A 23,526-nucleotide genomic window follows, 5' to 3' on the forward strand; every position below is an offset into this window, starting at 1 on the left:
CGCGCGGGGCAGAGGCAACCCAATTCCTGCACGGCGTTGACGTGGCAGGCGGGCATGGGCAACATTTGCCCATGCGCTGACAGAGAGGGTGAAGATGATATCGCGTCGTCACATGCTGCTGCTGGGAGGCGCGGCTGCCTTGCCCTGGCCGGGACAGGCCCAGGATGCGCCTGAGGCCCCGAGGATCGCGCTGATCATGGGCAATGCGGCCTATCCGGTCGGTATCGGGCCATTGGCCAATCCGGTGAATGATGCCCGCCTGATCCGGGGAGCCATCGAGACCTGCGGGTTCAACCTGGTGACCGGCGATGTCGTTGTGGATGCCGACCGGTCGACCATGTTGCGCGCAATCCGCGAATATGTGCGCCTGATGGAGGCTGCCGGTCCGGACGCCATTGGGTTTTTCTATTATTCCGGCCACGGGGCCGCGCGTGAAAATCGGGGAAACTATCTGATCCCCGTCGAGGATGTGGATCTGCTCGACGAGGCCTTGTGGGACGATTCCGTCTCGCTCGAATTCCTGATGGACAAGCTTGTGGCACTGGAAGCGCCGAGCGTCGTTGCAATCGATGCCTGCCGAAATGTGCTGCGCTTGCCGGAAGCCCAGCGTGCCCTGGGGGGCGGCGAGGCGTTCCGGGGGCTGCGACGCTCCACTGGCGGGGCAGGGGAGCGGAACATGTTCCTGTCCTTTGCCACCTGGGAAGGCGAGACGGCCAGCGATGGCCGCGCCGAGGATGGAGGGGGCCCCTATGCGAAATCGCTCGCGACGCGCCTGGCTGCGCCCGCCGTGACGGTGCGGGACCTGTTCGAGCAGGTGCGGGTCGATGTGCTGGAACGCACGCTGCAGCGCCAGGAACCGATGAATCTCAGCCGGTTGCAGCGCCGGTCCATCGATATCAGCATCGGCGATGAGGACGTCGTGTATGATCCCGACCGAATCTGGACGCCGCGCCCCAATCTGCGGCACGCATTGGTCATCGCGAACAATCATGCGGGCGCGGCCGGGCAGGACCTTCCCGAGGTTGCCGCCGATGGCGAGAAGGTGCGCGCGGCCCTGCAGGCCAGCGGCTATGATGCCAGCCTGACGCTGGATGCGGATCAGGCGGCCTTCAGGGACGCGCTGGACGCATTCCGATACCGGCTGCGGGCGGCAGGGCCTGCGGCGGTCGGTGTGGTCTATTTTGCAGGCTATGGCACCGCGATTGCGGGGGAGAATTATCTTCTGCCGGACGGACCACTGCCGGAAGACGAGTCCGGCGTCACGGCGCGCGGGGTGCCGCTGGGCGAGATCGTGTCCGGCCTGGAATCCGCCGGCGCGCAGGCGGTGGTGGTTCTGGTGGATTGCGGCCGGCCGTTCGAGCTAATGGGGAACAAGGGGGCCGAACCGGGCTTTGACCGGGAGTTTGGCCAGAACAATGTCGTGATTGCCTATGCCGATGCGCCGGAATCGACCCATGCCAATGCGCGGGATGCATCGCTCTTTGCTGCGGCCTTCGCCGCCCGCGTCCAGTCGCCAGACCGGGTCGACATTGAAACCGTCATGCGGCGCGTGTCTGCCGATGTGAATGCGCAAACGGGCGGGCAGCAGACGCCCTGGTTCCAGTCGTCGCTGCCCCTGCCAATCTATTTCCGGGAAAGCATTCCCTGGCAGACTCCGGGCGTCGAGTAACGCGCCGGGCCTATTTCATCACATCCAGCAATTCGACCTCGAACATGAGATCCGCATTCGGCGGAATGGGGCCACCGGGCGTGCCCTGGGCGCCATAGGCAATGTCTGACGGGATATACATCAGCCAGCGGTCGCCCGGCTTCATCATCGCCAAGGCCTCGACCCAACCGGGGATCAGCCGGTCCGACGGGAACAGTTCCGGTTGGCCGCGCTGGAAGGCGCTGTCGAACAATTCGCCCGTCTCGGCAAGGCGGCCCTCGTAATAGACAGCGACCATCTGGCCGTTGACCGGGCTTTCGCCTGCCGGATCGCCGCTGTCGAGCACGATATATTGCAGGCCGGATTCGGTCTTCACGACTTCCGGAAGATCGGGGTTCCAGGGTGTGTATTTGGCCCAGGATTCGGCATCTGCGGATTTGGGCTCCATCACCTCCACCAGTTCGACCTGGAAGACGAGATCGTCTCCGGCCTTGATGACATCGCCCCGATTGGCATTCCCGTAGGCCAGCGCGTTCGGGATGTAGAAGAGGTAGGTGTCGCCCTCGCTCATCAGCTGCAGGCCCTGCGTCCAGCCCGGGATGACCTGGTTCAATCTGAACATCGAAGGGGATCCGCGATCATAGGAGGAATCGAACTTGTCGCCGGCGGCGGTGCGGCCTTCATAATGAACGCGGACCATGTCGGTCGGCACCGGGCTGGCGCCGTCTTCCGGCCCTTCCTTCAGGACGATGTATTCGAGGCCGGCCATGCCGGTTTCCACGCCATCCCGGCTGGATTCCCAGGGAAGGTAATTGCTGAACGTCGCGTCCAGGTCGGACGTGTCGGAACCATTGCTGCAGGCAGCGACGAAGCCGATGGTGGCAAGGGCGGCAAGGGTGCGGCGGAACATGGGACTCTCCAATGGGACAGGGTTCACTAGGGTCTAGGCGGGAACAGGGGCGGAGTCATCTCGCCGCTGTCAGAGCGGGCGGGGCGGATATCCGGCCTGGGCGAGCGCGTCGATCACTTCCTGCGTGTGCTGCGCATCGCGGGTCTCGATCAGGATGTCGAATTCCGCGCCCTTGGCCGGGACGTCAAGTGCGATCCGGTTGTGCGCGACTTCCATGATGTTGGCGCCCTGGTCGCCGATGATCTTGGACACGAGCGCGAGCAGGCCTGGCCGGTCGTCCCCGATGATGCGGATGGAAGTCAGCCGATGCTCGCGCACCAGCGCCCGGGTCAGCACCGAGGACAGGAGGCGCGTGTCGATGTTCCCGCCGCACAGGACAAGGCCGACCTTGCGTCCCTGAAAGCGGGTGGGGTGGGCCAGAAGCGCGGCAAGCCCGGCAGCCCCGGCGCCTTCGGCAATGGTCTTCTCGACTTCCGCAAACAGGGTGATCGCGCGCTCGAGATGCTCTTCCTCGACAAGCACGATGTCGTCGACCAGTTCGGCGCAGACCTGGCGGGTCAGCTCGCCCGCTTCCTTGACGGCGATGCCTTCGGCAATCGTGGCTCCGCCGGTCTTGGGAGTCTCGCCGCGCAGCGCGGCATGCATGCAGGGATACATGGCCGCTTCGACGCCGATGATCTTGATGCCGGGTTTCAGCGCCTTGGCAGCGATGGCGATACCGCTGATCAGCCCGCCGCCGCCAATCGGCACGACCAGCGTGTCGAGATCCGGATTTGCCGCCAGCATTTCCAGCGCAATCGTTCCCTGTCCGGCGATGATGTCCGGGTCATCGAAAGGGTGGATGAAAGTGAGGTTGTCGCGTTCGCAAACCTCCAGCGCATGGTGCTTGGCCTCGTCGAAGATGAGGCCTTCGAGCAGGACGCGCGCGCCATGATTGCGGGTGTGTTCCACCTTGCTGAAGGGGGTGGTCTTGGCCATGACGATGGTGGCCGGAATGCCGAGACGGCGGGCATGATAGGCCACGCCTTGCGAATGATTGCCGGCAGAGGCGGCGATGACTCCCCGCCGCTGCTCATCCTCGGTCAGCTTGGACAGCTTGTTGAGGGCGCCGCGCTCCTTGAAGGCAGCGGTAAACTGGTGATTTTCGAACTTCACCCACACTTCCGCGCCCGTAATCGACGACAGCGTCCGCGACATGTTCATCGGGGTCTGGACAATCTGTCCTTCCAGCACGCCGGCGGCGGCCTGGACGTCGGCAAGGGTTACGGGCAGGTCTGGGGTCTGGGTATCCGGCATGGGGGGCAATCTTCTGGGTGCAAAACGCGCGCACCCTATGCCTGCGGCCCTGCAAGGGCAAGGCCGGACCTCCGCCGGAGCGGCGCATGCATCAGGCATGAAAAAGCCCCCCGCCGATCCGCAGGGAGGGGCGCGGATGGCAGAGGGCCGGGGGCCAGGGGGCCAAATGGGTCCTAGTGGACGCTGAGCGGTTTGAGATCGTGCTGGCGGGCAGCGGCGAAGGCAGCTTCGCGACCCTGCACCACGGCCAGTCGCACGCCGTCGGCCGACGCCACGACGAACAAATCGTCGGGCTCGTCGATCTGGTCGATCGCATTCGCGGGAAGAATTCCCGAAAGTTCTCCGGCATCAAGATGGCGGATATACACGAAGGCATCGCTTTCAAACGGGTTCGTTTTCAGGTCTGTTGTCATCGCTCCAATCCTTTCCGTCACAAGAGACAGACATGCCGAACGTCGGAACGATCTGTTCCAGTGTTCACAATAAAGGTGGGAGACAAAGGTTCCCGTTCAAGGACCGGATTGGGGCATCTTGAAGGCACGCCATCACGATGATGTGCGCGACCCGGCGGGTTTGTTCAGACTGGGTTCAGGAAGGGAATCCGGACAGCGCTGGCGCGCCAAAGGTGCGGAAAAATGGTGGAGCCAGACGGAATCGAACCGACGACCTCTTGCATGCCATGCAAGCGCTCTCCCAACTGAGCTATGGCCCCTGACCGGGAAGCGACGCAGTTACATCCGCCGCTTCCGGGTTTCAAGTCTATTTTTCATCTTCCTCGTCATCGAGAGTCAGATCGTCGTCGTCATCGTCGGCGTCTGCATCGATTTCGAAGTCGGTATCATCATCATCGTCGAGCAGGATGTCATCGTCGTCATCATCGTCGACGCCATCCTCGTTGAAGCCGGACGGGACCTTGGTCGCGCCGTCATCATCATCCTCGTCGTCTCCGCCGCCTTCGAGGATCACTTCCTCTTCGTCGCCGCCGAGTTCCTTGGCTTCCTCCTCGTCGGACTCGTCCTCATCGTCATCGATGTCGTCCGTGTCGCGGGCCGCCTTGTCCTCTTCGTCGTCATCCTCGTCCTCATCCTCGGTCTTGACGGCGGCCTTCGCGGCCTTGGCCTTCACCTTGGTGATGGTCGTACGGATGACTTCGTCTTCGGGATCAAACTCCTCGCCGCATTTCGGGCAGACGCAGGGGCGCTTGTTCAGGTCGTAGAAGCGTGCCTCGCAGGATGGGCAGACCTGTTTGGTTCCAAGTTTGTCTTTCGACACGGGAGACAGCCTCCTTAGGGTCTTCTCTAATTTTGGTATGGGCGGGCGCTTGCCATGAACGCCGCACGCTGTCAAAGCCCCATTTCACGTGATCAATCAAGCAGGGAATGTACCTGAAATGGTCTGGACCAGCCGACCCGTAACCGCCCTCAAAGGTGTCATTCGTGCCCCGGGGGACAAATCCTGTTCACACCGCGCCCTGATCTTTGGCGGCCTCGCCGAGGGCAGAAGCCGCTTTACCGGCCTTCTGGAAGGTGAGGATGTCCTGCGCACAGGCTGGGCGATGGAAGCGCTCGGCGCGACGGTGACGCAGACCGGACCAGGGGCCTGGGACGTGACCGGCGTTGGCCGGAAGGGACTTGGCCAGCCTGAAAACGTGCTGGATTTCGGAAACTCCGGCACGGGGTCTCGGCTGTTGGTGGGCCTGGTGTCCGGCTATGCAATCAATGTCGAGATGACCGGCGATGCCAGCCTGCGGGGGCGGCCGATGAACCGCATCCTGAAGCCGCTGCGCCTGATGGGCGGGCTGGACACGGCGGGGCCGGATGGCACGCTGCCCTTCGCGATTGTGGGCACCGAGAGCCTGAAGGGGATCACGTACACACCGCCCATTGCCTCGGCTCAGGTGAAATCTGCGGTTCTGCTGGCAGGCCTGAACGCGGCGGGCACGACCATTGTCGAGGAGGCCCGTCAGACCCGCGACCATACCGAGCGGATGCTGCGCGGCTTCGGGGTCACGGTCGGCACGGAGCGGATCGGCGCTGAAGGCGTGCGCGTGTCGCTTGAGGGCGGACAGGGCCTGACCGCGATCGACGCTGCCATTCCCGGAGATCCGTCTTCGGCGGCGTTTCTCATTGCGGCCGGCATCCTGTCGCCCGCCGGCGATGTGATGGTCGAAGGTGTGATGTCGAATCCGACCCGGTCCGGCTTCTACGATGTGGCGAACCTGATGGGGGCCCATCTGGGCGCGGAAGAAATGGGAGACGCCGCGGGCGAAAGACTGATCAACATCCATGCCGGCGCTGCGCCGCTCAGCGGCAAGGCCGTGCCGGAGCGCCTTGTGCCTTCCATGATCGACGAGTTCCCGATCCTGGGCGTGATGGCTGCCTTTGCAGAGGGCGAGACGGTGGTGACGGGGGCCGAGGAATTGCGCGTGAAGGAATCCGACCGGATCGGCGCGGTCGTTGCCATGCTGCGTGCCAATGGCGTCGAGGCCGAAGAACGCCCGGACGGATTTGCGGTACAGGGCTGTGGCGGGCCGCCGCCCGGCGGCGGTCTGGTGGAAACGCGCCATGACCACCGCATCGCGATGAGCGCCCTGGTCATGGGCACGGCGGCGCAGAACCCGGTCAGCGTTGACGATATCTCCATGATCGCGACGAGCTATCCGGACTTTCTGACCCATATGGCGGAACTGGGCGCGGACATTGTCGAGGGCTGATTGCCGCTGGGTCAAAATTGACGCAAGGGCGCGGAGGCGCACATTGGCGGCATGACAGATTTGACCTCCCCCCTGACTTTCGCGCACGGCCCGGCCCTGAAGAACCGGTTCGTGCTGGCCCCCCTGACCAATCAGCAGAGCCATGCCGACGGGCGGCTCAGCGAGGATGAGATCCATTGGCTGTCCAAACGCGCAGAAGGCGGCTTCGGCCTGACCATGACGGCGGCCGCCCAGATTGATCCGCACGGAATCGGGTTTCCGGGCCAGCTGGGATGTTTTGATGACGCCCAGCTGCCGGGCCTGCTCGAACTGGCGGCGAAGATCAATGCCGAGGGCAGCCATTCGGTCGTGCAGCTGCATCATGCCGGCATGCGCACACCGCACGATCTCATCGAGGGCAAGCCGGTCTGCCCGTCCGACAATGAGGAATTCGGCGCACGCGCCATGACGCTGGCGGAGGTCGAACAGGTGCGGGACGATTTCATCGCCGCAGCGGTGCGGTGCGAAGCCGCCGGGTTCCACGGTGTGGAAGTGCATGGCGCGCATGGCTATCTGCTGTGCCAGTTTCTCAGCGCAGAGATAAACACCCGCGACGACCGCTATGGTGGAAGTCTCGAGAACCGTGCCCGCCTGACCTTCGAGATCGTTGACGGAATCCGTGCGGCTTGCGGGCCGGATTTCTCGCTTGGCCTGCGCCTGTCGCCGGAACGCTTCGGCATGGATCTGGGTGAGGTGCGCGAGGTTGCCCGCCGCGTCATGGCGGAAGGCCGCATCGATTATCTCGACATGTCCCTGTGGGACGTCTTCAAGACGCCGGTGGACGAAGCCTATCAGGACCGGCGCCTGGTTGACTGGTTCACCGACCTGCCGCGCGGGGACGTGAAGCTGGGGGCTGCCGGCAAGCTGCTGACCGGTGCAAAATGTCATGAAGCGATGCGTGCGGGCCTCGATTTCGTGGTGATCGGGCGCGGCGCCATTCTGCATCATGATTTCCCGAACAAGGTGGCGGCGGATCCGGATTTCGAACCGGCAGCGCTGCCGGTGTCGCGGGCGCACCTGGCGCAGGAAGGCCTCGGCGAAGCGTTCATCGACTATATGAGCGGCTGGAAAGGCTTCGTGGAGGCGGCCTGACGCCCCGGCTTGACTTGGGGTGCGGGATCGCTCACTTCCCGCCCCCATGATTATTGCGATTGATGGAACCACCGCGTCGGGCAAGGGCACGATCGCGAAACGGCTGTCGGCCCATTACGGCCTGCCGCACATGGATACGGGCCGGCTGTATCGCGCCACGGGTGTTGCGGCGCTCCGTGCTGGGGCCACTCTGTCAGATGCGGCCGCGGTGGCGACGATCGCGCGCCAGCTGGACCTGGCCGAATTCGACGAAGCGGATTTGCGTACGGCCGAGGCAGGCAAGGCCGCGAGTGTCGTGGCGGCCATCCCCGAAGTGCGGCAGGCCCTGTTCGAATTGCAGAGGGCCTTCGCAACCCAGCCGATTGGTGCGTTGCTGGACGGCCGGGACATCGGCACGGTGATCGCGCCGGAAGCGGACGCCAAGCTCTGGGTGGATGCCCGGGTCGAGGTGCGCGGGGAGCGTCGCTGGAAGGAATTGCAGGGGCAGGGCAGCGACCTGTCGCTGGACGAGGTGATCGAACAATTGCGCGTCAGGGACCAGCGGGACCAGTCGCGCAAGGATGCGCCCGCCGAAATGGCCGCAGATGCTGTCTTGATCGATACGAGCGACCTGACTATAGAGGCCGCAGTGGAAAAGGCGATTGCCGCTGTCGAGGCAGCGATCGCCCGTGGAAACCGCACCTGAAGGGGCCTCTCCTCCTGATCGGAGGGCCTCAAATCCAAACAGGCTGCACCACTTCAAATTTACAGAGACCACGCTCACGGGTCGTTCTGAGCAGGCTGCAATGGTGCACGCCTGCCTTGAGCCGTTCGACCCGTCCGAAGGAACCCCAATGTCTGACAATTTCAATCCCACGACCGACGATTTCGCGGCAATGTTCGAATCGTCCACGGCTGCCAGCGCGATGCAGGAAGGCCAGGTCATTCCGGCCACTGTCATCCGCATCGACAATGATGCCGTGCTGGTCGACATCGGTCTGAAGACCGAAGGCCGCATCCCGGTCAAAGAATTCTCGATGGAAGACAAGGAGCCGGCCCCCGGCGATATCGTCGATGTCTATCTTGATCGCATCGAAAACGCGCTGGGCGATGCCGTCCTGTCCCGCGACAAGGCCCGCCGCGAAGAGCGCTGGATCAAGCTGGAAAAGAGCTTCAACGACGAAGAGCCCGTCAAGGGCGCCATTTCCGGCCGCGTCAAGGGCGGCTTCACCGTCGACCTGGGCGGCGTGAATGCCTTCCTGCCGGGCAGCCAGGTGGACATCCGCCCGGTCCGCGACGTTGGCCCGCTGATGGGCGAAGTCCAGCCCTTCCAGATCCTCAAGCTGGACCGTGCCCGTGGCAACATCGTCGTGTCGCGCCGCGCGATCCTCGAAGAGAGCCGCGCCGAACAGCGCGCCGAGATCGTGTCCGACATGGCTGAAGGTGATGTCCGCAAGGGTATCGTCAAGAACATCACCGATTACGGTGCGTTCGTTGACCTTGGCGGAATTGACGGCCTGCTGCACGTCACCGACATGAGCTGGAAGCGGATCAACCATCCGTCCCAGGTTGTGGAAGTCGGCCAGGAAGTCGAAATCCAGATCATCAAGATCAATCCGGAAACCCAGCGTATCTCGCTCGGCATGAAGCAGCTCGGCTCCGATCCGTGGGACGGCATCGACGTCCGCTATCCGGTCGGCGCCCGCCTCAAGGGCCAGGTCACCAACATCACCGATTACGGCGCCTTCGTGGAGCTGGAAGATGGTGTCGAGGGCCTGATCCACGTGTCCGAAATGAGCTGGACCAAGAAGAACGTCCATCCGGGCAAGATCCTGTCGACCTCCCAGGAAGTCGATGTGGAAGTCCTGGACGTGGACTCCGAGAAGCGCCGCATCTCGCTTGGCCTGAAGCAGACCATGGACAATCCGTGGACCGCTTTCCTGGCAGAGCATCCGGTGGGTACCGAGATCGAAGGCGAAGTTCGTGGCATCACGGAATTCGGCCTGTTCATCGGCCTCGGCCCGGACCTGGACGGCATGGTTCACATCAACGACATCGCTTGGGACAAATCCGGCGAGCAGGCCATCGAGACCTACAACAAGGGCGACATGGTCAAGGCGAAGGTGCTGGACGTCGACGTCGACAAGGAGCGGATCTCGCTCGGTATCAAGCAACTGTCCGGCGATCCGATCGAGGCTCCGGCCGATGGCGGTGCCGGCGTGAAGCGTGGCTCGACCGTCACCTGTACGGTCACGGAAGTCACGTCTGGCGGCATCGAGGTCGAGTTCGGCTCTCCGGCGATGAAAGCCTTCATCCGCCGCTCCGACCTGTCCCGCGACCGCGCGGACCAGCGTCCGGAACGCTTCGCAGTCGGCGACAAGGTCGATGCGAAAGTCGTGTCGGTTGACCGCTCCTCGCGTCGTGTCTCGCTGTCCATCAAGGCCCTCGAGATCGCGGAAGAGGCAGAGGCCGTGGCACAGTACGGATCGGCTGATGCCGGTGCGTCTCTGGGCGACATCCTCGGCGCTGCGCTCGCTTCCTCGGGCGCTGGCAAGGAAACCTCGGAAAAGGTCACCCCGACCCCGCCGAGCACGGATGGCAAGGCAACCGCTGATGCTTCCGCGCTGGACGAGAAGGGCCGCCTGTCCGGTCCGCAGGGCGACGCTGACGATCTGAAGCAGATCAAGGGTGTTGGTCCGGCCTTCGAGAAGAAGCTGAACGAAGCCGGCATCTACCATTTCTGGCAGATTGCTGCGCTGACCGATGCCCAGATCGCGACCCTCGAAGAGGAAGTCGGCACGTCTGGCAAAGGCGCGGAATGGAAGGCACAGGCCGGCGAACTCGCCGACGCCTGAGGCCGCTGATCCGGGCTTCGGATCAGTATTCTAAAATTGATGAAATGTTTGCGGCGGGGGCCTAGCGCTCCCGCCGCAAATGCGTTTAATATCAAAGACATGCTGAAGTCGGAATTGATCGCAAAACTCGCTGTGGAATACAGCCACCTGCGCCAGGAAGACCTGGAACGGGTGGTCAATGTCATTCTGGACGAGATCGGCTCTGCGTTAGCGCGGGGCGACCGTGTTGAATTGCGCGGATTCGGAGCATTCTCCGTCCGGCAGCGCGATGCGCGCAAGGGGCGCAATCCCCGTACCGGCGAATCCGTGGATGTGCCGGCGAAATCAGTGCCGTTCTTCAAGGCCGGCAAGGAATTGCGCGCCCGCGTGAATGGCGGCGTGGACCCGGAAGCCCGCTGACCCCACTTGCACCTGGAACTGAGTGTGACGTCTTGACGCGCCGATCAAATGCCCGGCGTATTTCAGCCATCGCTTAAATTTCCTTGCACGAAAAGGGGGCTTACCATGCTCAAGGAATTCAAAGAGTTTGCCATGAAGGGCAATCTGGTGGACATGGCCGTTGGCTTTGTCATGGGGGGCGCATTCGCCACGGTTGTCACGGCCTTCATCCAGGGCGTGTTCCTGCCACTTCTGGCGCCGATCATGGGCGGTCTCGACCTGTCGGCCCTGACCTACACGGTCTCGCCGGCCGAGCTGAACGAAGCCGGAGAAGTGGTCAAGGAAGCGGCCGTTGTCGAACTCGGCAACTTCATCTCCGCCATCATTTCCTTCCTGATCGTTGCTTTTGTCATGTTCATGATTATCAAGGGCATGAACAACATGAAGAAAAAGGAAGAAGAAACGGCTCCGGCGGCACCGCCGCGCCAGGAAGTTCTTCTGGAAGAAATTCGCAACCTGCTGGCCAAGCAAAGCTGAGGGCTGCGACCGGAATTCATGAAGGGTTAAGCATCGTGTGTTTACCTTCATGGATCGTAGAGTACAGGTAGAGTAGTGAGGGGCGGCCTATTTGGCCGCCCTTCTTTTTTGCCTGCAACCCGTCGCGCCCTAGCTGGCCCCTCATGAATGCCATTGTGTTTGGAGCATCGGGCGGGATCGGCCGCGCCCTCGTCGAGGCGCTGGTCTCCCGCGACCAGTACACGTCCGTGTTTGCGGTTTCCCGGCAGGGCACAGCCCCCGACGGGGCGATACCGCTGAAGGCAGACGCGCTGAACGATGCAGATCTCGAAGCTGTTGCGGAAACGGTTGGCAGCGCCGGGGACCTAAGGCTGTGCCTGACCGCGATTGGCCAGCTTCACGATGATGGCGCGTTACAGCCTGAAAAATCCTATCGCCATCAGAGCCGGGAAGGCTTCGAGGCGATATTCGCGGCAAACACAATCGCGCCGGCCCTGATTGCCAGACACATGCTGGGGCAGATGCCGCGACAGGGGCGGTGGGTGTTCGCGCCATTGTCGGCGCGGGTGGGCTCGATCAGCGACAATCGCCTCGGCGGCTGGCACGCCTATCGCGCCTCGAAAGCCGCGCTGAACATGCTGGTGCGGAATTATGCGATCGAATGCGGCCGGACGAATGACGCGGCGATCTGTGTGGGCCTTCATCCGGGCACGGTGGACACGGGGCTGTCGGCACCATACCAGGCGAATGTGCCCGACAGGCAATTGTTCTCTCCCGCCCGGTCGGCCGGCTATTTGCTGGATGTGGTCGACCGCCTCACACCTGCAGACAGCGGCCATGTGCTCGACTGGGCGGGCAAGCGCATCGCGCCCTAGGCCAGCGTCAGGCAAGGCAAAGTTAAGACCGGGCTGACAAACTGGGCCGATGGACATGCTAGCCGATTTCACTGCCTATCTGACCGATGAACGCCGCATGGCGGACAAGACGGTCGAGGCATATCGCAGTGATTTGGCGGGCTTTCTGGGCTTTCTGGCGATTCATCTGGGCGATGCGCCGACGCCTCAGCGGCTGGGCAAATTGCGCGCCCGGGATGTACGGTCGTTTCTGGCGCAACGCCGGCGGGACGGGCTGGCGGATGCCTCGATTGCGCGGCTGCTGTCTTCCATCAAGGCGCTGTATCGCTGGCTGGGCCGGACGCACGGGATCGAGAATGCCGAAATCGCCTATCTTCAGGGGCCGCGCAGACCGCAGCGCCTGCCGCGGCCTGTATCGGTGGATGCGGCAAAGGACCTGATCGAGGAAGCGGGGACGGATCCGGACTCCGAAGCCTGGATCAATGCACGCGATGCGGCGGTCCTGTCCCTGCTCTACGGGGCGGGTCTGCGCATTTCCGAAGCGCTCGGCCTGACCGGTGCGGACCTGCCGGCACCGGAGCGGCTGCGCATTACCGGAAAGGGCGGCAAGGTGCGGATCGTGCCGCTGATCCCGGCAGTGCGGGACGCGGTGAATACCTATGCCGAACTTTGCCCCTATGCGCTGGGCCGGGGAGACGCCCTCTTCCGGGGCGCAAAGGGCGGGGCGCTCAATCCCCGCCTGATTCAGGGCCTTGTCCAGAAGCTGCGCGCGGTGCTCGGCCTGCCGGACACGGCGACCCCCCATGCCTTGCGGCATGCCTTCGCGACCCATCTTCTGGCCGGCGGCGCAGACCTGCGGGCGATCCAGACCTTGCTGGGTCACGCCTCCCTGTCGACAACGCAGGTCTATACCGGCGTGGATGCCGAACGCCTGCGGGATGTGCATGCAGCCGCCCATCCGCGCGCCTGACCCGTCTTGAGAAACCCTTTCAAATTGCCCAATCCTGCCTTAATTGCCGGTAATGCTCGTCCGGTAGCCTGGGGAGGTCTGCAGAAAGGATTGGCGCCATGGGTGTCAGAAGGAACGCGGTACTGGGCCTGATCACGCTGGCAGCCTTCATTGGCTGCGGTCTGATGGCCAATGCACAGGAGAGCCAGGTCGACTATGACGGGTTTCTCGGATTGTCGGCAGAGATCGCGGACTATCGGGAGTCGCGGCTTGTCGATCTCGACACGTTTAACCGGATGAAAGCGGAGCCGGGCACGATCGTGCTCGACACGCGCAGCGCCGAGGCGTTCCAGATGGGACACATTGCCGGGGCGGTGCACCTGAACTTCTCCGACTTCACCGATGAGAAACTGGCCAGGGTGATCCCGTCGAAGGCCACGCGCATCCTGATCTACTGCAACAACAATTTCACCGACAATGTCGCGCCCGTGCCGGTGAAACGGATTGAACTGGCCCTGAATGTTCCGACCTTCATCAATCTCTATGGCTATGGCTATGAGAACATACAGGAACTGAACGGCGCCTATTCGCTGGCAGATCCGGACATCAACTGGGTGGGAGAGGTGCCGTCCCGGCAGGCATTCCAGCCCTAGGACTCTTCAGTAAAACTCAACTGTCCATCTGACGCATTGCAATCCGCGCAACCACACGTCATGTGACGCCGCGAGACATTGCAAGAGCGAGATGCCCTGACATGACTGCAGATGCGACGCCCGTTGCCGCCAAGAAGGTCAACCCGAACGCGCCGACCGAGGAAACCGTCCTCGAGGTAAAACACTATACAGACCGGTTGTTCCGCTTCCGGCTGACCCGTCCGTCGACCTTCCGGTTCCGGTCCGGCGAATTTGTCATGATCGGCCTGTACAAGGATGATGGCCGGCCGCTGTTGCGGGCCTATTCCGTTGCCAGCCCGAGCTGGGACGAAGAGCTGGAATTCTATTCGATCAAGGTACCGGACGGCCCGTTGACCTCCCGCCTGCAGGCGATCCAGCCGGGCGACAAGGTGCTGCTCGGCAAGAAACCGACCGGGACGCTGGTGCATGATGCGCTGGTGCCGGGAAAGCGGCTCTATTGTTTCTCCACCGGAACCGGGTTTGCACCGTTTGCCAGCGTCATCCGTGATCCGGAAACCTATGAGAAGTTCGACGAGGTCATCGTCACGCATACCTGCCGCCAGGCCGCGGAACTCGACTATTCGAAAGAGATTGTCGAAGAGACGCTGAACCATGAATTTCTGGGCGAACTGGCCCGGGGCAAGCTGCGCCGCTATGGCAGCTGCACGCGCGAAGACTATGAATACAAGGGCCGGATCACCGACCTGATCGAGAGCGGGAAACTGTTCGAGGATCTGGGTGTGCCGCCGCTGAATCCGGAAACCGACCGGGTGATGATCTGTGGATCCATGGAGATGATCCAGGACGTGAAGGCATTGATGCTGAAGGCCGGCCTGACCGAAGGGTCGAACGCGGCCCCGGCTGAATTCGTCATCGAGAAGGCCTTCGCCGGCTAGATTGCCGGGCGCGTACGTCTTGGCGCTGGCGCGTCGGCATGGTTAATCTTCCCGCGTGGGAGGACGTATCATGTCGCGTCGCGTTTCAGCTGTCACCGCCGGTCTCGTTGCCGGTTTCGTATCCATGGCCCTCGTGTCGGCGCCGTCTGCCTCAGCGCAGGACCGAACCTGCCGTGTGGAAGACACGCCGACCGGCGCCAAAGTTGTCGGCGGGGTGACGGCGCATCTGGCCAACTGGCCGGGGATCGCTTCGATCCAGCTGCGCATGCGCAATGGCACGTTCCATGTCTGCGGCGGGGCGGCCATCTCGAAGGATTGGGTCCTGACGGCCGCACATTGTGTCGAAGGCTTTCGTGTTTCGGAAGAAAGCGGCCGGGTGTTCGCATTCGAGGCGGCGAGCAATGGCGGCCCCGAGCGAAAGATCGCAGCCATCCGGGTTCAGCTGGGCACGGGTGATCTGGGCCGGATTCCGGACGGATCCCATGCGGCCTTCGTCACCGAGGTGATCACGCATCCGGCCTATGCCGGCGCGGAAGACATCTACAAGGGCGCAGACATCGCGCTGCTGAAGCTGGATTCGCCCTGGGAGGGCCCGCTGGCCACCCTGTCGGCTGATTCAACGACAGACCGCCTGTCCAAGGCGGGTGAGGAGGCCTGGGTGGCCGGATTCGGGAACCTGGAAGAGCTGGCGCCCGGCCAGCGCACCAAATGGCAGAATGCCAGGAATTTCGCGCTCGCCGCACCCAGCCTGATCCTGCAGGAAACATCAGCGCCCACTGTCGCGGCACAGACGTGCCAGTCACGCCTGCGCCGGGCGTCCATGATGGAAGGGTATCCGGCGGACTATCAGTCGCTGGTTGTGGATGACACGCTGGTCTGCGCCGGGCTGGAACAGGGCGGGCAGGATGCCTGTCAGGGCGACAGTGGCGGCCCGCTGGTCAAGTACGACAAGAATGGATGCCCCTATCAGATCGGTGTGGTCAGCTGGGGCGTCGGCTGTGGCCGGCAGGAAAGCCCCGGCGCGTACACGCGCGTGTCGGCCTATGCCGAGTGGATACGGCAATACGAGCCGGACGCGAATTTCATCCAGTATGCCGATGTGCCGCCACCCACACGGGGCGTGCCGAACTTGGTGACCGCCGTTCAGGAAGATTTCGACGAGATCGTCGCAGACATGCCGATACGGTTGCTGACGGCGGCCGGGACGGAAGTGTCAATCATCGAGAACGGACAGATGGTGGACCTTGAAGTGACCTTGCCGGTGCGGGGCAAACTGGTGCTGTTCGACTACAATGCCGATCAGGTGCTGACGCAGCTCTACCCGAACCCGATCGAGGCGGCGGGGGACTGGCCGGTGCGCGAAGCCGGTGAAACCGTCCTGCTGGCGAGAGACGTATTCGGCGAGCCGGGCCTGAAGGCCGGTCCGCCGCTCGGGCCTCAATCGATGATCGCGATGGTGGTGCCGGAAGATGCGCGCCTGCCGGTGTCGCCGCAGCAGGGATTTCAGGAAGTGGCCGCCCCGGTGGAGTACATCACCCGTCTTGTCCGGACGGCATTGCGCCAGCAACAGCCCGTGAAGGGCCTTTTCCGGATTGCGGCCACAGAGGGTGAACCGGCCCCGGAATCCGCCCCTGAGGCAGCTGCAGAGGCCGGTGCGGGATCAGACGCCGACCTCGATCCGATCACGCCAGACCCGGCGCCCGAGCCGAAAATGGCCATGGGGGTGCTGGATTATTGTATCGATTCCCGTATCTGCGGCGCGGAGTCAGGCCCAGCCAACTGACCCGGCCGGCCAGCGAGGCAATCGGTCAAATTTGCAACATCCCGTTCAGCGGGCGGTTACCGTGCGCGTGGTAACCATGCGCCATGCTGCGCCGCCTGATCGCCATACTTCTGACCATCTACGCGATCGCCTTTGCGTTCGGCGCCCTGACGGCCGTGCGCTGGCCATCCATCATGATGGCGTTGAGCTGGGTGGTTCAGGATGATGTTGCCGCCGGGCTGGAGCGCGTCGACTGGCGCCAGCTGGGCATTGCCCATGGCGGGCCCTACCTTCTGGCAGCGCTGTGTTTCTATTGTTCGGCCGCGATGATTGCCGCCCGGCGACCGGGCGGGGTGGTTTGGTACCTGATGGGGGTCGTTGCCGGAATTCCCTGCCTGTACCTTGTCACGTTCGAGCCGGGCTGGTGGCATGATCCGAGCGCAGCGGAGGGTGCGATTGCCGGCGCTTGCGCAGGGGCGCTGCTTCTGGCGCTGGCCGTGTGGGAACTGCGCCTGCGTCCGGCCCGCCCTGCCAATGCGGCGGCCGAGGACGGGCCACTGGTCCTGTCGCAGCCGGTTCTGGTCAGCGAGCCGCTTGCCCGGGCACCGGCCCGCCCGGTTCCCGCAAAGCCGGCCCGCCCGGCCATGGTGCCGGCCGCCATTGCGCGCCAGCGGGCCAGCTTTGCCCTGCATGGCCGGAAGATCCAGGCGAAGCGCCGCCGCGCCGGCTGATACGGCCTGCCGCAGTTTGCATTTGATGGTGGCGGCCCGTGGGCCTACCCTCCTGTCCAAAGGGATGAGGAGGAAACGGGATGAGCGCCAGACGGATCATCGGACTATTGTTTGCCATGCTGGGCGGCTGGCTGTTCTGGGGCGGGGCCGCCACGGTCAATTTGCTGGTTAACCGCGGCAGCAGTCTGTCGGACGCCCTGATGCAGCCCCCGACCAGCATGGTGCGGCTGGTGGCGGCCGGCCTGATCCTGCTGGGTGGGCTGGCGATCCTTGCGGGGAAGGGCGTTGGCCGCTGGGTGACGCTGGGCGGCATTCTCGTCTTCACGCTGCTGGCCGGACTGATGGTGCTTTCGGGCGCAGATCCGATCCTCTGGACTGATGAGGCGGTGATCAGCGGCGTGCTCTGGGCGCTTTTTGCGGGCCTTGCCGTAACGAAACGCAGCTAATCCATTCTTGCAGACCCTGCCGCATTGATTTCAGGGGCAAAATGCATAGTTTGGCGGCTCATTCCTACTGGGCCCTCTAAGCAAGGCAGATTTCCCCATGGCTGAGACATACGACGTCGTCATTATCGGTGGCGGCCCCGGCGGCTACAATTGCGCAATCCGCGCCGGACAACTCGGCCTGAAGACGGCCTGCATCGAGGATCGCGGCGTTCTGGGCGGCACCTGTCTCAATGTCGGCTGCATCCCCTCGAAAGCCCTGCTGCACGCGTCTGAACTCTATGCCACGGCGCAGAATGATTTCGAGGCAATGGGTATCAAGACCGGCAAGCTCGAGATCGATCTCGATACGATGATGGCGCAGAAGACGGAAGCGGTCGACGGCTTGACCAAGGGCATCGAGTTCCTCTTCAAGAAGAACAAGGTGGATTACATCAAGGGCCGCGGCAAGATTCTCGGCAAGGGCAAGGTCGAAGTCAAAGGCCTGGACGGCAAGACCCAGACGCTCGACACGAAGAATATCGTGATTGCGACCGGCTCCGAGCCAACCCCGCTGCCGGGCATCGAGATCGACGAGGAGCGCGTTGTCACCAATACGGGCGCGCTGTCGCTGACCTCCATTCCGAAACGCCTTGTCCTGATTGGCGCCGGGGTGATCGGCCTCGAAATGGGGTCGGTCTGGGCGCGTCTCGGCTCCGAAGTGACCGTGGTCGAGTATCTCGACCGGATCATGCCGGGGGCGGATGCGGACGTGGCGAAAGAAGCCCAGAAGATCTTCAAGAAGCAGGGCCTGAATTTCCGCCTCGGCATGAAAGTGACGGGCGTCGAGAAACTGAAATCCAAGCTGAAGCTGAGCATGGAGCCTGCCGCCGGCGGCGACAGCGAGACGCTGGACGCGGATGTCGTGATCGTGGCCATTGGCCGGCGCCCTTATACCGAAGGCCTCGGCCTGGAATCGGTGGGTGGGACCACTGACAAGCGCGGCGTGGTTCAGACCATGGATGGCCATTTCAAGGTGGCAGAGGGCGTCTGGGCCGTTGGCGACTGCATTCACGGACCGATGCTGGCCCACAAGGCCGAGGATGACGGTGTTGCCGTTGCCGAGCTGATTGCCGGCAAGGCGGGGCATGTGGATTATGATCTTGTACCGAGCGTGGTCTACACGAAGCCGGAAATGGCCTGGGTCGGCAAGACCGAGGAACAGCTGAAAGAAGCTGGCGTCGACTATGTGAAGAGCAAGTTCCCCTTCATGGCCAATTCCCGTGCCCGCACCAATCACGAGACCGAGGGATTCGTGAAGATGCTGGCTGACAAGAAGACCGACAAGATCCTCGGCGTTCACATGGTGGGTGTGGGGGTTGGCGAGCTGATCGCTGAAGTCTGCGTCGCCATGGAATTCGGCGCGGCGTCCGAAGACATTGCCCGCACCTGTCATGCGCACCCGACCCTGTCGGAAGCCGTGCGCCAGGCTGCGATGGGCATCGAAGGCTGGACGATGCAAATGTAGGCAGCCTGCGGGTTGCGACCCGGCAGGTGAGATTTTGGTGTGGACCCGAAGCAGGATCGGGCCCACTCTTTTTGCATGTACGTACATCCCGGAGCCGGCTGGCACATTCGCGAATTTGAACGCAGGGACTATCGCCCCTGCTACCAATTGTTCCGTGACTGCCTGAAGGAATTCCCGTGGCGCGGACCGGCGGCTCCGTATTTGCGGCAATTGTTCAATTCACTTCCGACGGCGCGGGCCTGGGTGGCGGAAGAGCCACAGGCGGGTGTCGTGGGATTCATGACGATGCGGCCGCAATCCGGCTATGTGGACCATTTGTTCGTTGACCGGGACTGGCGCCTGTGCGGCGTGGGACGCGGCCTGTTGCAGGTCGGCCGGGAGGAGATGGACCAGCCGCTGCTGCTGGATGTCGATGCCCAGAACCTGGCCGCGCGCAAGGCCTATGAGGCGCTCGGCTGGCGGGTCATGGCGAGGACCGGCGACGACAATCGCGAGCAGATCCGTCTCATCGGTCCCTGACCCTATTCCGCGGCCCGCATCAGGGCCTGCATCCGGTCAAGCCACGCCAGCCAGGCGGTCCGGCCCGTTTCGGTCAAATGGATCCGGGTCTGGGGCCGGCGACCGACAAAGCGTTTCTCGAGTTCGACATAGCCCGCATCTTCCAGTTTGCGCAGATGGGTCGAGAGGTTTCCGTCCGTGGCGCCCACCTTGTCGCGCAACTCGCCAAAAATGGCGGGGCTGACGCCAGACAGGTACGCCATGATCCCAAGCCGGAGGCGGCCATGGATCACATCGTCGATGTCATTGTGATCAAAGGGGTTCTCCTCAGTCATCGGACCTACACCGTTTCCGAGGGTTCGTTCCGCATCAGGAGCACACCGGGCAACAACACGCATATGGCGGCCACAGCAGAGCCAAGCAGTACGATATAAGGTGTGCTCATGAGTAGGACGGCCGGCACGACCGCTGCCATGGCGGCGCTGCCGCTGACCGAGAGAACGCGGTTTTGCGCCATGACGCCCGAAACATACTGCGCCAGACCGTACAGGCCGATGACCATGGGCACCGACCACATGAAGGCCTCCGTGCCCTGGCCGATCAAGGCGGCGAAGAAGGCGCCTGTGAAATAGGCGCCGAGCAGGCAGCCTGCAGCCTGCCAGACAATGCGCGAGACCTGATTGCCGACCGATGCCGCGCCCGGCTTGTGGCTGGAAAAGCGCGCTTGCATCAGGAACATCCCGCCCATGCCGAGCAGCACATAGCCGACCCAGAGGATGGCAAAGGAAACGGGCGGCAGGCCGAACTGGCCACTGGCAATGGCATAATGGCCAAGATAGGCCAGCGTCGTCAGGCCGCCCCACCAGGCGAGAAAGCGGCCGCCGAGCAGCGGCGCTTTCTGCCCCGCTTCGGCAAGGTCGCGCACATAGGCCAGATCATCGGTCAGGGATTGGGGGCTCATTCTGGTTCTCCGCAAATAACTTTGAAATGCAAAGTATATTGATAAGCGGAAATGTCAAGCCAGCCCGAGGCCAGCGCCCGGATTTTGAATTTGAGCGAGATCAGCTCTCGGCGAGGCGGGCCATTTCGGCGTCGGACAATTCGGAATTGTCATAGACATTCGCCACGTCGTCGAGATCGTCGAGCACGTCCAGCAGCTTCATCAATGTGTCGGCCGCCTGGCCTTCGACCGGAACCGTGTTCTGCGGTTTCCAGATCAGCTTCGTGGATTTGGCTTCAACCTCCTCACCGAAATGCTCGACCAGTGCGTCCGCAACGGTCTGGAGGTCTTCGCGGGCGGTGTAGATCCAGTGGCCTTCCGCGTCGGTCTCGACATCCTGAGCGCCGGCCAGGATGGCCGCTTCCATGATCTCGTCCTCGGAACCGGCTTCCGGGGGATAGTGGATCTCGCCGACCTGGTCGAAGCCGAACGAGACCGATCCGGTTTCGCCGAGATTGCCGCCATTCTTGGAAAAGGCCGTACGGACTTCGGTTGCGGCGCGGTTCTTGTTGTCGGTCGAGGCTTCGACAATGATGCCGACGCCGCCCGGGCCAAAGCCTTCATAGCGGATGTCGACATAGTCTTCGCCGCCGCCGCCCTGGCCCTTGTCGACCGCCCGCTGGATATTGTCCTTGGGCATGGACTGGCCCTTGGCGTTCTGGATGGCCAGGCGCAGGCGCGGATTGGCGTCCGGGTCCGGCCCGCCCATCTTGGATGCGATGGTGATTTCCTTGGACAGGCGGGAAAACAGCGCGGCGCGCTTCTTGTCCTGCGCGCCTTTGCGGTGCTGGATGTTTGCCCATTTGCTGTGGCCTGCCATATCGCCCTCGTCGATCCCGGTCTGCTTAAGAGAAGGAAGGCGTGTAGCGCAGGATTGCCCAGCGGCCAAGATGCCTCTCTGCAGCGGCTTTTCGGGCATGGAAATGCGAATTTGCAGCGCGATTGGCCGGGCCTTGCAAATTTTTCCGCGCCAAATTGACACTTACGTCAACGTCAACCTTGCGTCTTTCAATCGCGGGCGCTAGGCACAGCCCACACGAGTTTAACATCCAACAAATGTCTGGAGCGGTTGTATGAAGGTCCTGGTGCCGGTCAAACGCGTGATCGATTATAACGTCAAGGTTCGGGTCAAGCCCGACCAGACGGGCGTCGATCTCGCCAATGTGAAAATGTCGATGAACCCGTTCGACGAAATCTCCGTCGAAGAAGCGGTTCGCATGAAGGAAGCCGGTACGGCAACCGAGGTCGTGATCGTGTCCATCGGCCCGAAACAGGCTCAGGAAACCATCCGCACGGCGCTCGCCATGGGCGGAGATCGCGGCATCCTGATCAACACCGATGAGACGGTCGAGCCGCTGGCTGTGGCGAAAATCCTCGCCAAGGTCGTTGCCGAAGAGAGCCCGGACCTGGTGCTGCTCGGCAAGCAGGCGATTGATGACGATTCCAACCAGACCGGCCAGATGTTGGCCGCTCTGCTGGACTGGCCGCAAGGCACGTTCGCCTACAAGATCGAGAAGGACGGCGACGCCCTGACCGTGACCCGTGAAGTTGATGGCGGTCTGCAGACCGTCAAACTGGCCACGCCGGCCATCGTCACGGTCGATTTGCGCCTCAACGAGCCGCGCTATGCCTCCCTGCCGAACATCATGAAGGCGAAGAAGAAGCCGATCGACGAGAAGGCGCCGGGCGATTACGGCGTGGACATCTCGCCGCGCCTGTCAGTGGTCAAGGTGACCGAGCCGCCGGTGCGTGAAGCCGGTGAAAAGGTCGAGGACGTCGCGACGCTGGTGTCGAAACTCAAAGCTGCAGGAGCGATCTAATGGCTGTTCTGGTTATTGCTGAACACGACAATGCGTCCCTGAACGACGCGACCCACAAAGTTGTCACCGCAGCCGCCAAGTTCGGCGGTGATGTCGATGTGCTCGTGGCCGGCGAAGGCGCTGGTGATGTGGCCGCAGCGGCCGCCAAGATTTCCGGTGTCCGCAAGGTCGTTCATGCGGATGGGGCCTCGGTTGCCAAGCAACTGGCGGAAGCCATGGAAGCGCTCGTCGTGCCGATGATGGGCGGCTACGACGCCGTGTTCATTCCGGCCACCACGATGGGCAAGAACATCGCGCCGCGCATCGCTGCCAAGCTGGACGTGATGCAGCTGTCCGACATCACCGATGTCATCGACACCGACACGTTCGAGCGTCCGATCTATGCAGGCAATGCGATCCTGACGGTGAAATCGTCCGACGCGAAGAAGGTCGTCACCGTGCGGGGAACGGCGTTCGATGCGGCCGGCGAAGACGGCTCTGCCGCTGTAGAGACCGCTGAAGCCCCCGCAGGCCCGTTCAAGTCGGAATTCGTGTCCGAGCAGATGGTCAAGTCCGACCGTCCGGAACTGGCTGGCGCCAAACGTGTTGTGTCCGGTGGCCGCGCCCTGGGCTCGAAGGAAGAGTTCGACCGCCTGATCGTGCCGCTGGCCGACAAGCTGGAAGCCGCAGTCGGCGCGTCGCGCGCGGCCGTGGATGCCGGCTATGCGCCGAACGATTATCAGGTGGGCCAGACCGGCAAGATCGTTGCGCCGGAACTCTATGTGGCCGTTGGCATTTCCGGTGCCATCCAGCACCTTGCCGGCATGAAGGACTCCAAGGTCATTGTGGCGATCAACAAGGACGAGGAAGCCCCGATCTTCCAGGTCGCCGATTACGGCCTCGTGGCAGACCTCTTCGCTGCCGTGCCGGAGCTGACCGAAGCCCTCTAGGGGCGTTTCAAGGCGTTTCAATTCAACCCGCAACTCC

24 protein-coding genes, 1 tRNA gene and 1 pseudogene are annotated in these 23,526 nt (G+C 63.0%); 18 read left to right on the forward strand and 8 right to left on the reverse strand.

The window, feature by feature from the left end:
- Window positions 1-94 precede the first annotated feature (94 nt).
- Window positions 95-1,669, forward strand: a complete 1,575-nt coding sequence (locus HF955_RS06745; protein ID WP_291078792.1) for a caspase family protein — start codon at window positions 95-97, stop codon at window positions 1,667-1,669.
- 10 nt (window positions 1,670-1,679) lie between these two features.
- Here HF955_RS06745 and HF955_RS06750 read toward each other — a convergent pair whose 3' ends face one another.
- The 5 genes from HF955_RS06750 to HF955_RS06770 form a co-directional block, all read right to left on the reverse strand.
- Window positions 1,680-2,558, reverse strand: coding sequence for an FKBP-type peptidyl-prolyl cis-trans isomerase (locus tag HF955_RS06750; RefSeq protein WP_291078793.1), 879 nt, complete (start codon window positions 2,556-2,558; stop codon window positions 1,680-1,682).
- A 69-nt stretch (window positions 2,559-2,627) separates the two neighbouring features.
- Entirely contained in the window at window positions 2,628-3,854 is a 1,227-nt protein-coding gene (locus HF955_RS06755; protein ID WP_291078794.1) for a threonine ammonia-lyase, read from the reverse strand.
- A 173-nt stretch (window positions 3,855-4,027) separates the two neighbouring features.
- On the reverse strand, window positions 4,028-4,267 hold the full coding sequence (locus tag HF955_RS06760) for a DUF1150 family protein (protein WP_027838229.1): 240 nt from the start codon (window positions 4,265-4,267) through the stop codon (window positions 4,028-4,030).
- Window positions 4,268-4,490: 223 nt separating this feature from the next.
- Window positions 4,491-4,566: transfer RNA gene (locus tag HF955_RS06765), tRNA-Ala, on the reverse strand.
- Between the two features lie 47 nt (window positions 4,567-4,613).
- Entirely contained in the window at window positions 4,614-5,126 is a 513-nt protein-coding gene (locus tag HF955_RS06770; RefSeq protein WP_291078795.1) for a TIGR02300 family protein, read from the reverse strand.
- 118 nt (window positions 5,127-5,244) lie between these two features.
- On the opposite strand from HF955_RS06770, the gene aroA reads away from it, so the two are divergent.
- From aroA to HF955_RS06845, 15 genes and pseudogenes are all read left to right on the forward strand, one after another.
- Window positions 5,245-6,567: a 3-phosphoshikimate 1-carboxyvinyltransferase gene (aroA, locus tag HF955_RS06775; RefSeq protein WP_367279778.1), complete on the forward strand. Its 1,323-nt coding sequence runs from the start codon at window positions 5,245-5,247 to the stop codon at window positions 6,565-6,567.
- A gap of 51 nt (window positions 6,568-6,618) precedes the next feature.
- Window positions 6,619-7,698, forward strand: a complete 1,080-nt coding sequence (locus HF955_RS06780; RefSeq protein WP_291078797.1) for an NADH:flavin oxidoreductase — start codon at window positions 6,619-6,621, stop codon at window positions 7,696-7,698.
- Window positions 7,699-7,744: 46 nt separating this feature from the next.
- Window positions 7,745-8,383 carry a (d)CMP kinase gene (gene cmk, locus HF955_RS06785; protein ID WP_291078798.1) on the forward strand — a complete coding sequence of 213 codons (639 nt, stop codon included), beginning with the start codon at window positions 7,745-7,747 and terminating at the stop codon, window positions 8,381-8,383.
- A 148-nt stretch (window positions 8,384-8,531) separates the two neighbouring features.
- A pseudogene (rpsA, locus tag HF955_RS06790) lies at window positions 8,532-10,217 on the forward strand (30S ribosomal protein S1); the annotation flags it as partial.
- A gap of 414 nt (window positions 10,218-10,631) precedes the next feature.
- Window positions 10,632-10,931 carry an integration host factor subunit beta gene (locus tag HF955_RS06795; protein ID WP_027838223.1) on the forward strand — a complete coding sequence of 100 codons (300 nt, stop codon included), beginning with the start codon at window positions 10,632-10,634 and terminating at the stop codon, window positions 10,929-10,931.
- 105 nt (window positions 10,932-11,036) lie between these two features.
- Window positions 11,037-11,447 carry a large conductance mechanosensitive channel protein MscL gene (gene mscL / locus HF955_RS06800; RefSeq protein ID WP_291078799.1) on the forward strand — a complete coding sequence of 137 codons (411 nt, stop codon included), beginning with the start codon at window positions 11,037-11,039 and terminating at the stop codon, window positions 11,445-11,447.
- Between the two features lie 143 nt (window positions 11,448-11,590).
- Entirely contained in the window at window positions 11,591-12,301 is a 711-nt protein-coding gene (locus HF955_RS06805) for an SDR family NAD(P)-dependent oxidoreductase (RefSeq protein WP_291078800.1), read from the forward strand.
- A 49-nt stretch (window positions 12,302-12,350) separates the two neighbouring features.
- Window positions 12,351-13,250, forward strand: a complete 900-nt coding sequence (locus HF955_RS06810; RefSeq protein WP_291078801.1) for a tyrosine recombinase XerC — start codon at window positions 12,351-12,353, stop codon at window positions 13,248-13,250.
- Between the two features lie 98 nt (window positions 13,251-13,348).
- Window positions 13,349-13,882, forward strand: coding sequence for a rhodanese-like domain-containing protein (locus HF955_RS06815; protein ID WP_291078802.1), 534 nt, complete (start codon window positions 13,349-13,351; stop codon window positions 13,880-13,882).
- A gap of 101 nt (window positions 13,883-13,983) precedes the next feature.
- Window positions 13,984-14,799, forward strand: coding sequence for a ferredoxin--NADP reductase (locus HF955_RS06820; RefSeq protein ID WP_291078803.1), 816 nt, complete (start codon window positions 13,984-13,986; stop codon window positions 14,797-14,799).
- A 70-nt stretch (window positions 14,800-14,869) separates the two neighbouring features.
- Window positions 14,870-16,582 carry a trypsin-like serine protease gene (locus HF955_RS06825; protein WP_291078804.1) on the forward strand — a complete coding sequence of 571 codons (1,713 nt, stop codon included), beginning with the start codon at window positions 14,870-14,872 and terminating at the stop codon, window positions 16,580-16,582.
- 83 nt (window positions 16,583-16,665) lie between these two features.
- Window positions 16,666-17,292 carry a hypothetical protein gene (locus HF955_RS06830; RefSeq protein ID WP_291078805.1) on the forward strand — a complete coding sequence of 209 codons (627 nt, stop codon included), beginning with the start codon at window positions 16,666-16,668 and terminating at the stop codon, window positions 17,290-17,292.
- Between the two features lie 80 nt (window positions 17,293-17,372).
- Window positions 17,373-17,738, forward strand: a complete 366-nt coding sequence (locus HF955_RS06835; protein WP_291078806.1) for a hypothetical protein — start codon at window positions 17,373-17,375, stop codon at window positions 17,736-17,738.
- 97 nt (window positions 17,739-17,835) lie between these two features.
- Window positions 17,836-19,242, forward strand: a complete 1,407-nt coding sequence (gene lpdA / locus HF955_RS06840) for a dihydrolipoyl dehydrogenase (protein ID WP_291078807.1) — start codon at window positions 17,836-17,838, stop codon at window positions 19,240-19,242.
- Window positions 19,243-19,317: 75 nt separating this feature from the next.
- Window positions 19,318-19,761 (forward strand): GNAT family N-acetyltransferase, encoded by a 444-nt coding sequence (locus HF955_RS06845; protein ID WP_291078808.1) that lies wholly within the window; start codon window positions 19,318-19,320, stop codon window positions 19,759-19,761.
- A 2-nt stretch (window positions 19,762-19,763) separates the two neighbouring features.
- Here HF955_RS06845 and HF955_RS06850 read toward each other — a convergent pair whose 3' ends face one another.
- From HF955_RS06850 to HF955_RS06860, 3 genes are all read right to left on the reverse strand, one after another.
- Window positions 19,764-20,075 carry a transcriptional regulator gene (locus HF955_RS06850; RefSeq protein WP_291078809.1) on the reverse strand — a complete coding sequence of 104 codons (312 nt, stop codon included), beginning with the start codon at window positions 20,073-20,075 and terminating at the stop codon, window positions 19,764-19,766.
- Between the two features lie 5 nt (window positions 20,076-20,080).
- Window positions 20,081-20,701, reverse strand: a complete 621-nt coding sequence (locus HF955_RS06855; RefSeq protein ID WP_291078810.1) for a hypothetical protein — start codon at window positions 20,699-20,701, stop codon at window positions 20,081-20,083.
- A gap of 100 nt (window positions 20,702-20,801) precedes the next feature.
- Window positions 20,802-21,560: a YebC/PmpR family DNA-binding transcriptional regulator gene (locus tag HF955_RS06860; protein ID WP_027838212.1), complete on the reverse strand. Its 759-nt coding sequence runs from the start codon at window positions 21,558-21,560 to the stop codon at window positions 20,802-20,804.
- 253 nt (window positions 21,561-21,813) lie between these two features.
- Between HF955_RS06860 and HF955_RS06865 the strand changes: the two genes are divergently transcribed.
- Together HF955_RS06865 and HF955_RS06870 are read left to right on the forward strand one after the other, a co-directional pair.
- Entirely contained in the window at window positions 21,814-22,560 is a 747-nt protein-coding gene (locus HF955_RS06865) for an electron transfer flavoprotein subunit beta/FixA family protein (protein ID WP_027838211.1), read from the forward strand.
- Window positions 22,560-23,489, forward strand: a complete 930-nt coding sequence (locus tag HF955_RS06870) for an electron transfer flavoprotein subunit alpha/FixB family protein (protein WP_027838210.1) — start codon at window positions 22,560-22,562, stop codon at window positions 23,487-23,489. The genes HF955_RS06865 and HF955_RS06870 overlap by 1 nt, the downstream gene beginning before the upstream one ends.
- Window positions 23,490-23,526 lie beyond the last annotated feature (37 nt).

The sequence above is a fragment of the Hyphomonas sp. genome (genome assembly GCF_017792385.1).
Taxonomy (GTDB): Bacteria; Pseudomonadota; Alphaproteobacteria; order Caulobacterales; family Hyphomonadaceae; genus Hyphomonas.

Bases quoted from the DNA above. Each gene is read 5' to 3' on its own strand.
- HF955_RS06745 (WP_291078792.1), top strand. From the start codon at position 95: ATGATATCGCGTCGTCACATGCTGCTGCTGGGAGGCGCGGCTGCCTTG.
- HF955_RS06750 (WP_291078793.1), bottom strand. From the start codon at position 2,558: ATGTTCCGCCGCACCCTTGCCGCCCTTGCCACCATCGGCTTCGTCGCT.
- HF955_RS06755 (WP_291078794.1), bottom strand. From the start codon at position 3,854: ATGCCGGATACCCAGACCCCAGACCTGCCCGTAACCCTTGCCGACGTC.
- HF955_RS06760 (WP_027838229.1), bottom strand. From the start codon at position 4,267: ATGACAACAGACCTGAAAACGAACCCGTTTGAAAGCGATGCCTTCGTG.
- aroA (WP_367279778.1), top strand. From the start codon at position 5,245: ATGGTCTGGACCAGCCGACCCGTAACCGCCCTCAAAGGTGTCATTCGT.
- HF955_RS06780 (WP_291078797.1), top strand. From the start codon at position 6,619: ATGACAGATTTGACCTCCCCCCTGACTTTCGCGCACGGCCCGGCCCTG.
- cmk (WP_291078798.1), top strand. From the start codon at position 7,745: ATGATTATTGCGATTGATGGAACCACCGCGTCGGGCAAGGGCACGATC.
- HF955_RS06795 (WP_027838223.1), top strand. From the start codon at position 10,632: ATGCTGAAGTCGGAATTGATCGCAAAACTCGCTGTGGAATACAGCCAC.
- mscL (WP_291078799.1), top strand. From the start codon at position 11,037: ATGCTCAAGGAATTCAAAGAGTTTGCCATGAAGGGCAATCTGGTGGAC.
- HF955_RS06805 (WP_291078800.1), top strand. From the start codon at position 11,591: ATGAATGCCATTGTGTTTGGAGCATCGGGCGGGATCGGCCGCGCCCTC.
- HF955_RS06810 (WP_291078801.1), top strand. From the start codon at position 12,351: ATGGACATGCTAGCCGATTTCACTGCCTATCTGACCGATGAACGCCGC.
- HF955_RS06815 (WP_291078802.1), top strand. From the start codon at position 13,349: ATGGGTGTCAGAAGGAACGCGGTACTGGGCCTGATCACGCTGGCAGCC.
- HF955_RS06820 (WP_291078803.1), top strand. From the start codon at position 13,984: ATGACTGCAGATGCGACGCCCGTTGCCGCCAAGAAGGTCAACCCGAAC.
- HF955_RS06825 (WP_291078804.1), top strand. From the start codon at position 14,870: ATGTCGCGTCGCGTTTCAGCTGTCACCGCCGGTCTCGTTGCCGGTTTC.
- HF955_RS06830 (WP_291078805.1), top strand. From the start codon at position 16,666: ATGCTGCGCCGCCTGATCGCCATACTTCTGACCATCTACGCGATCGCC.
- HF955_RS06835 (WP_291078806.1), top strand. From the start codon at position 17,373: ATGAGCGCCAGACGGATCATCGGACTATTGTTTGCCATGCTGGGCGGC.
- lpdA (WP_291078807.1), top strand. From the start codon at position 17,836: ATGGCTGAGACATACGACGTCGTCATTATCGGTGGCGGCCCCGGCGGC.
- HF955_RS06845 (WP_291078808.1), top strand. From the start codon at position 19,318: ATGTACGTACATCCCGGAGCCGGCTGGCACATTCGCGAATTTGAACGC.
- HF955_RS06850 (WP_291078809.1), bottom strand. From the start codon at position 20,075: ATGACTGAGGAGAACCCCTTTGATCACAATGACATCGACGATGTGATC.
- HF955_RS06855 (WP_291078810.1), bottom strand. From the start codon at position 20,701: ATGAGCCCCCAATCCCTGACCGATGATCTGGCCTATGTGCGCGACCTT.
- HF955_RS06860 (WP_027838212.1), bottom strand. From the start codon at position 21,560: ATGGCAGGCCACAGCAAATGGGCAAACATCCAGCACCGCAAAGGCGCG.
- HF955_RS06865 (WP_027838211.1), top strand. From the start codon at position 21,814: ATGAAGGTCCTGGTGCCGGTCAAACGCGTGATCGATTATAACGTCAAG.
- HF955_RS06870 (WP_027838210.1), top strand. From the start codon at position 22,560: ATGGCTGTTCTGGTTATTGCTGAACACGACAATGCGTCCCTGAACGAC.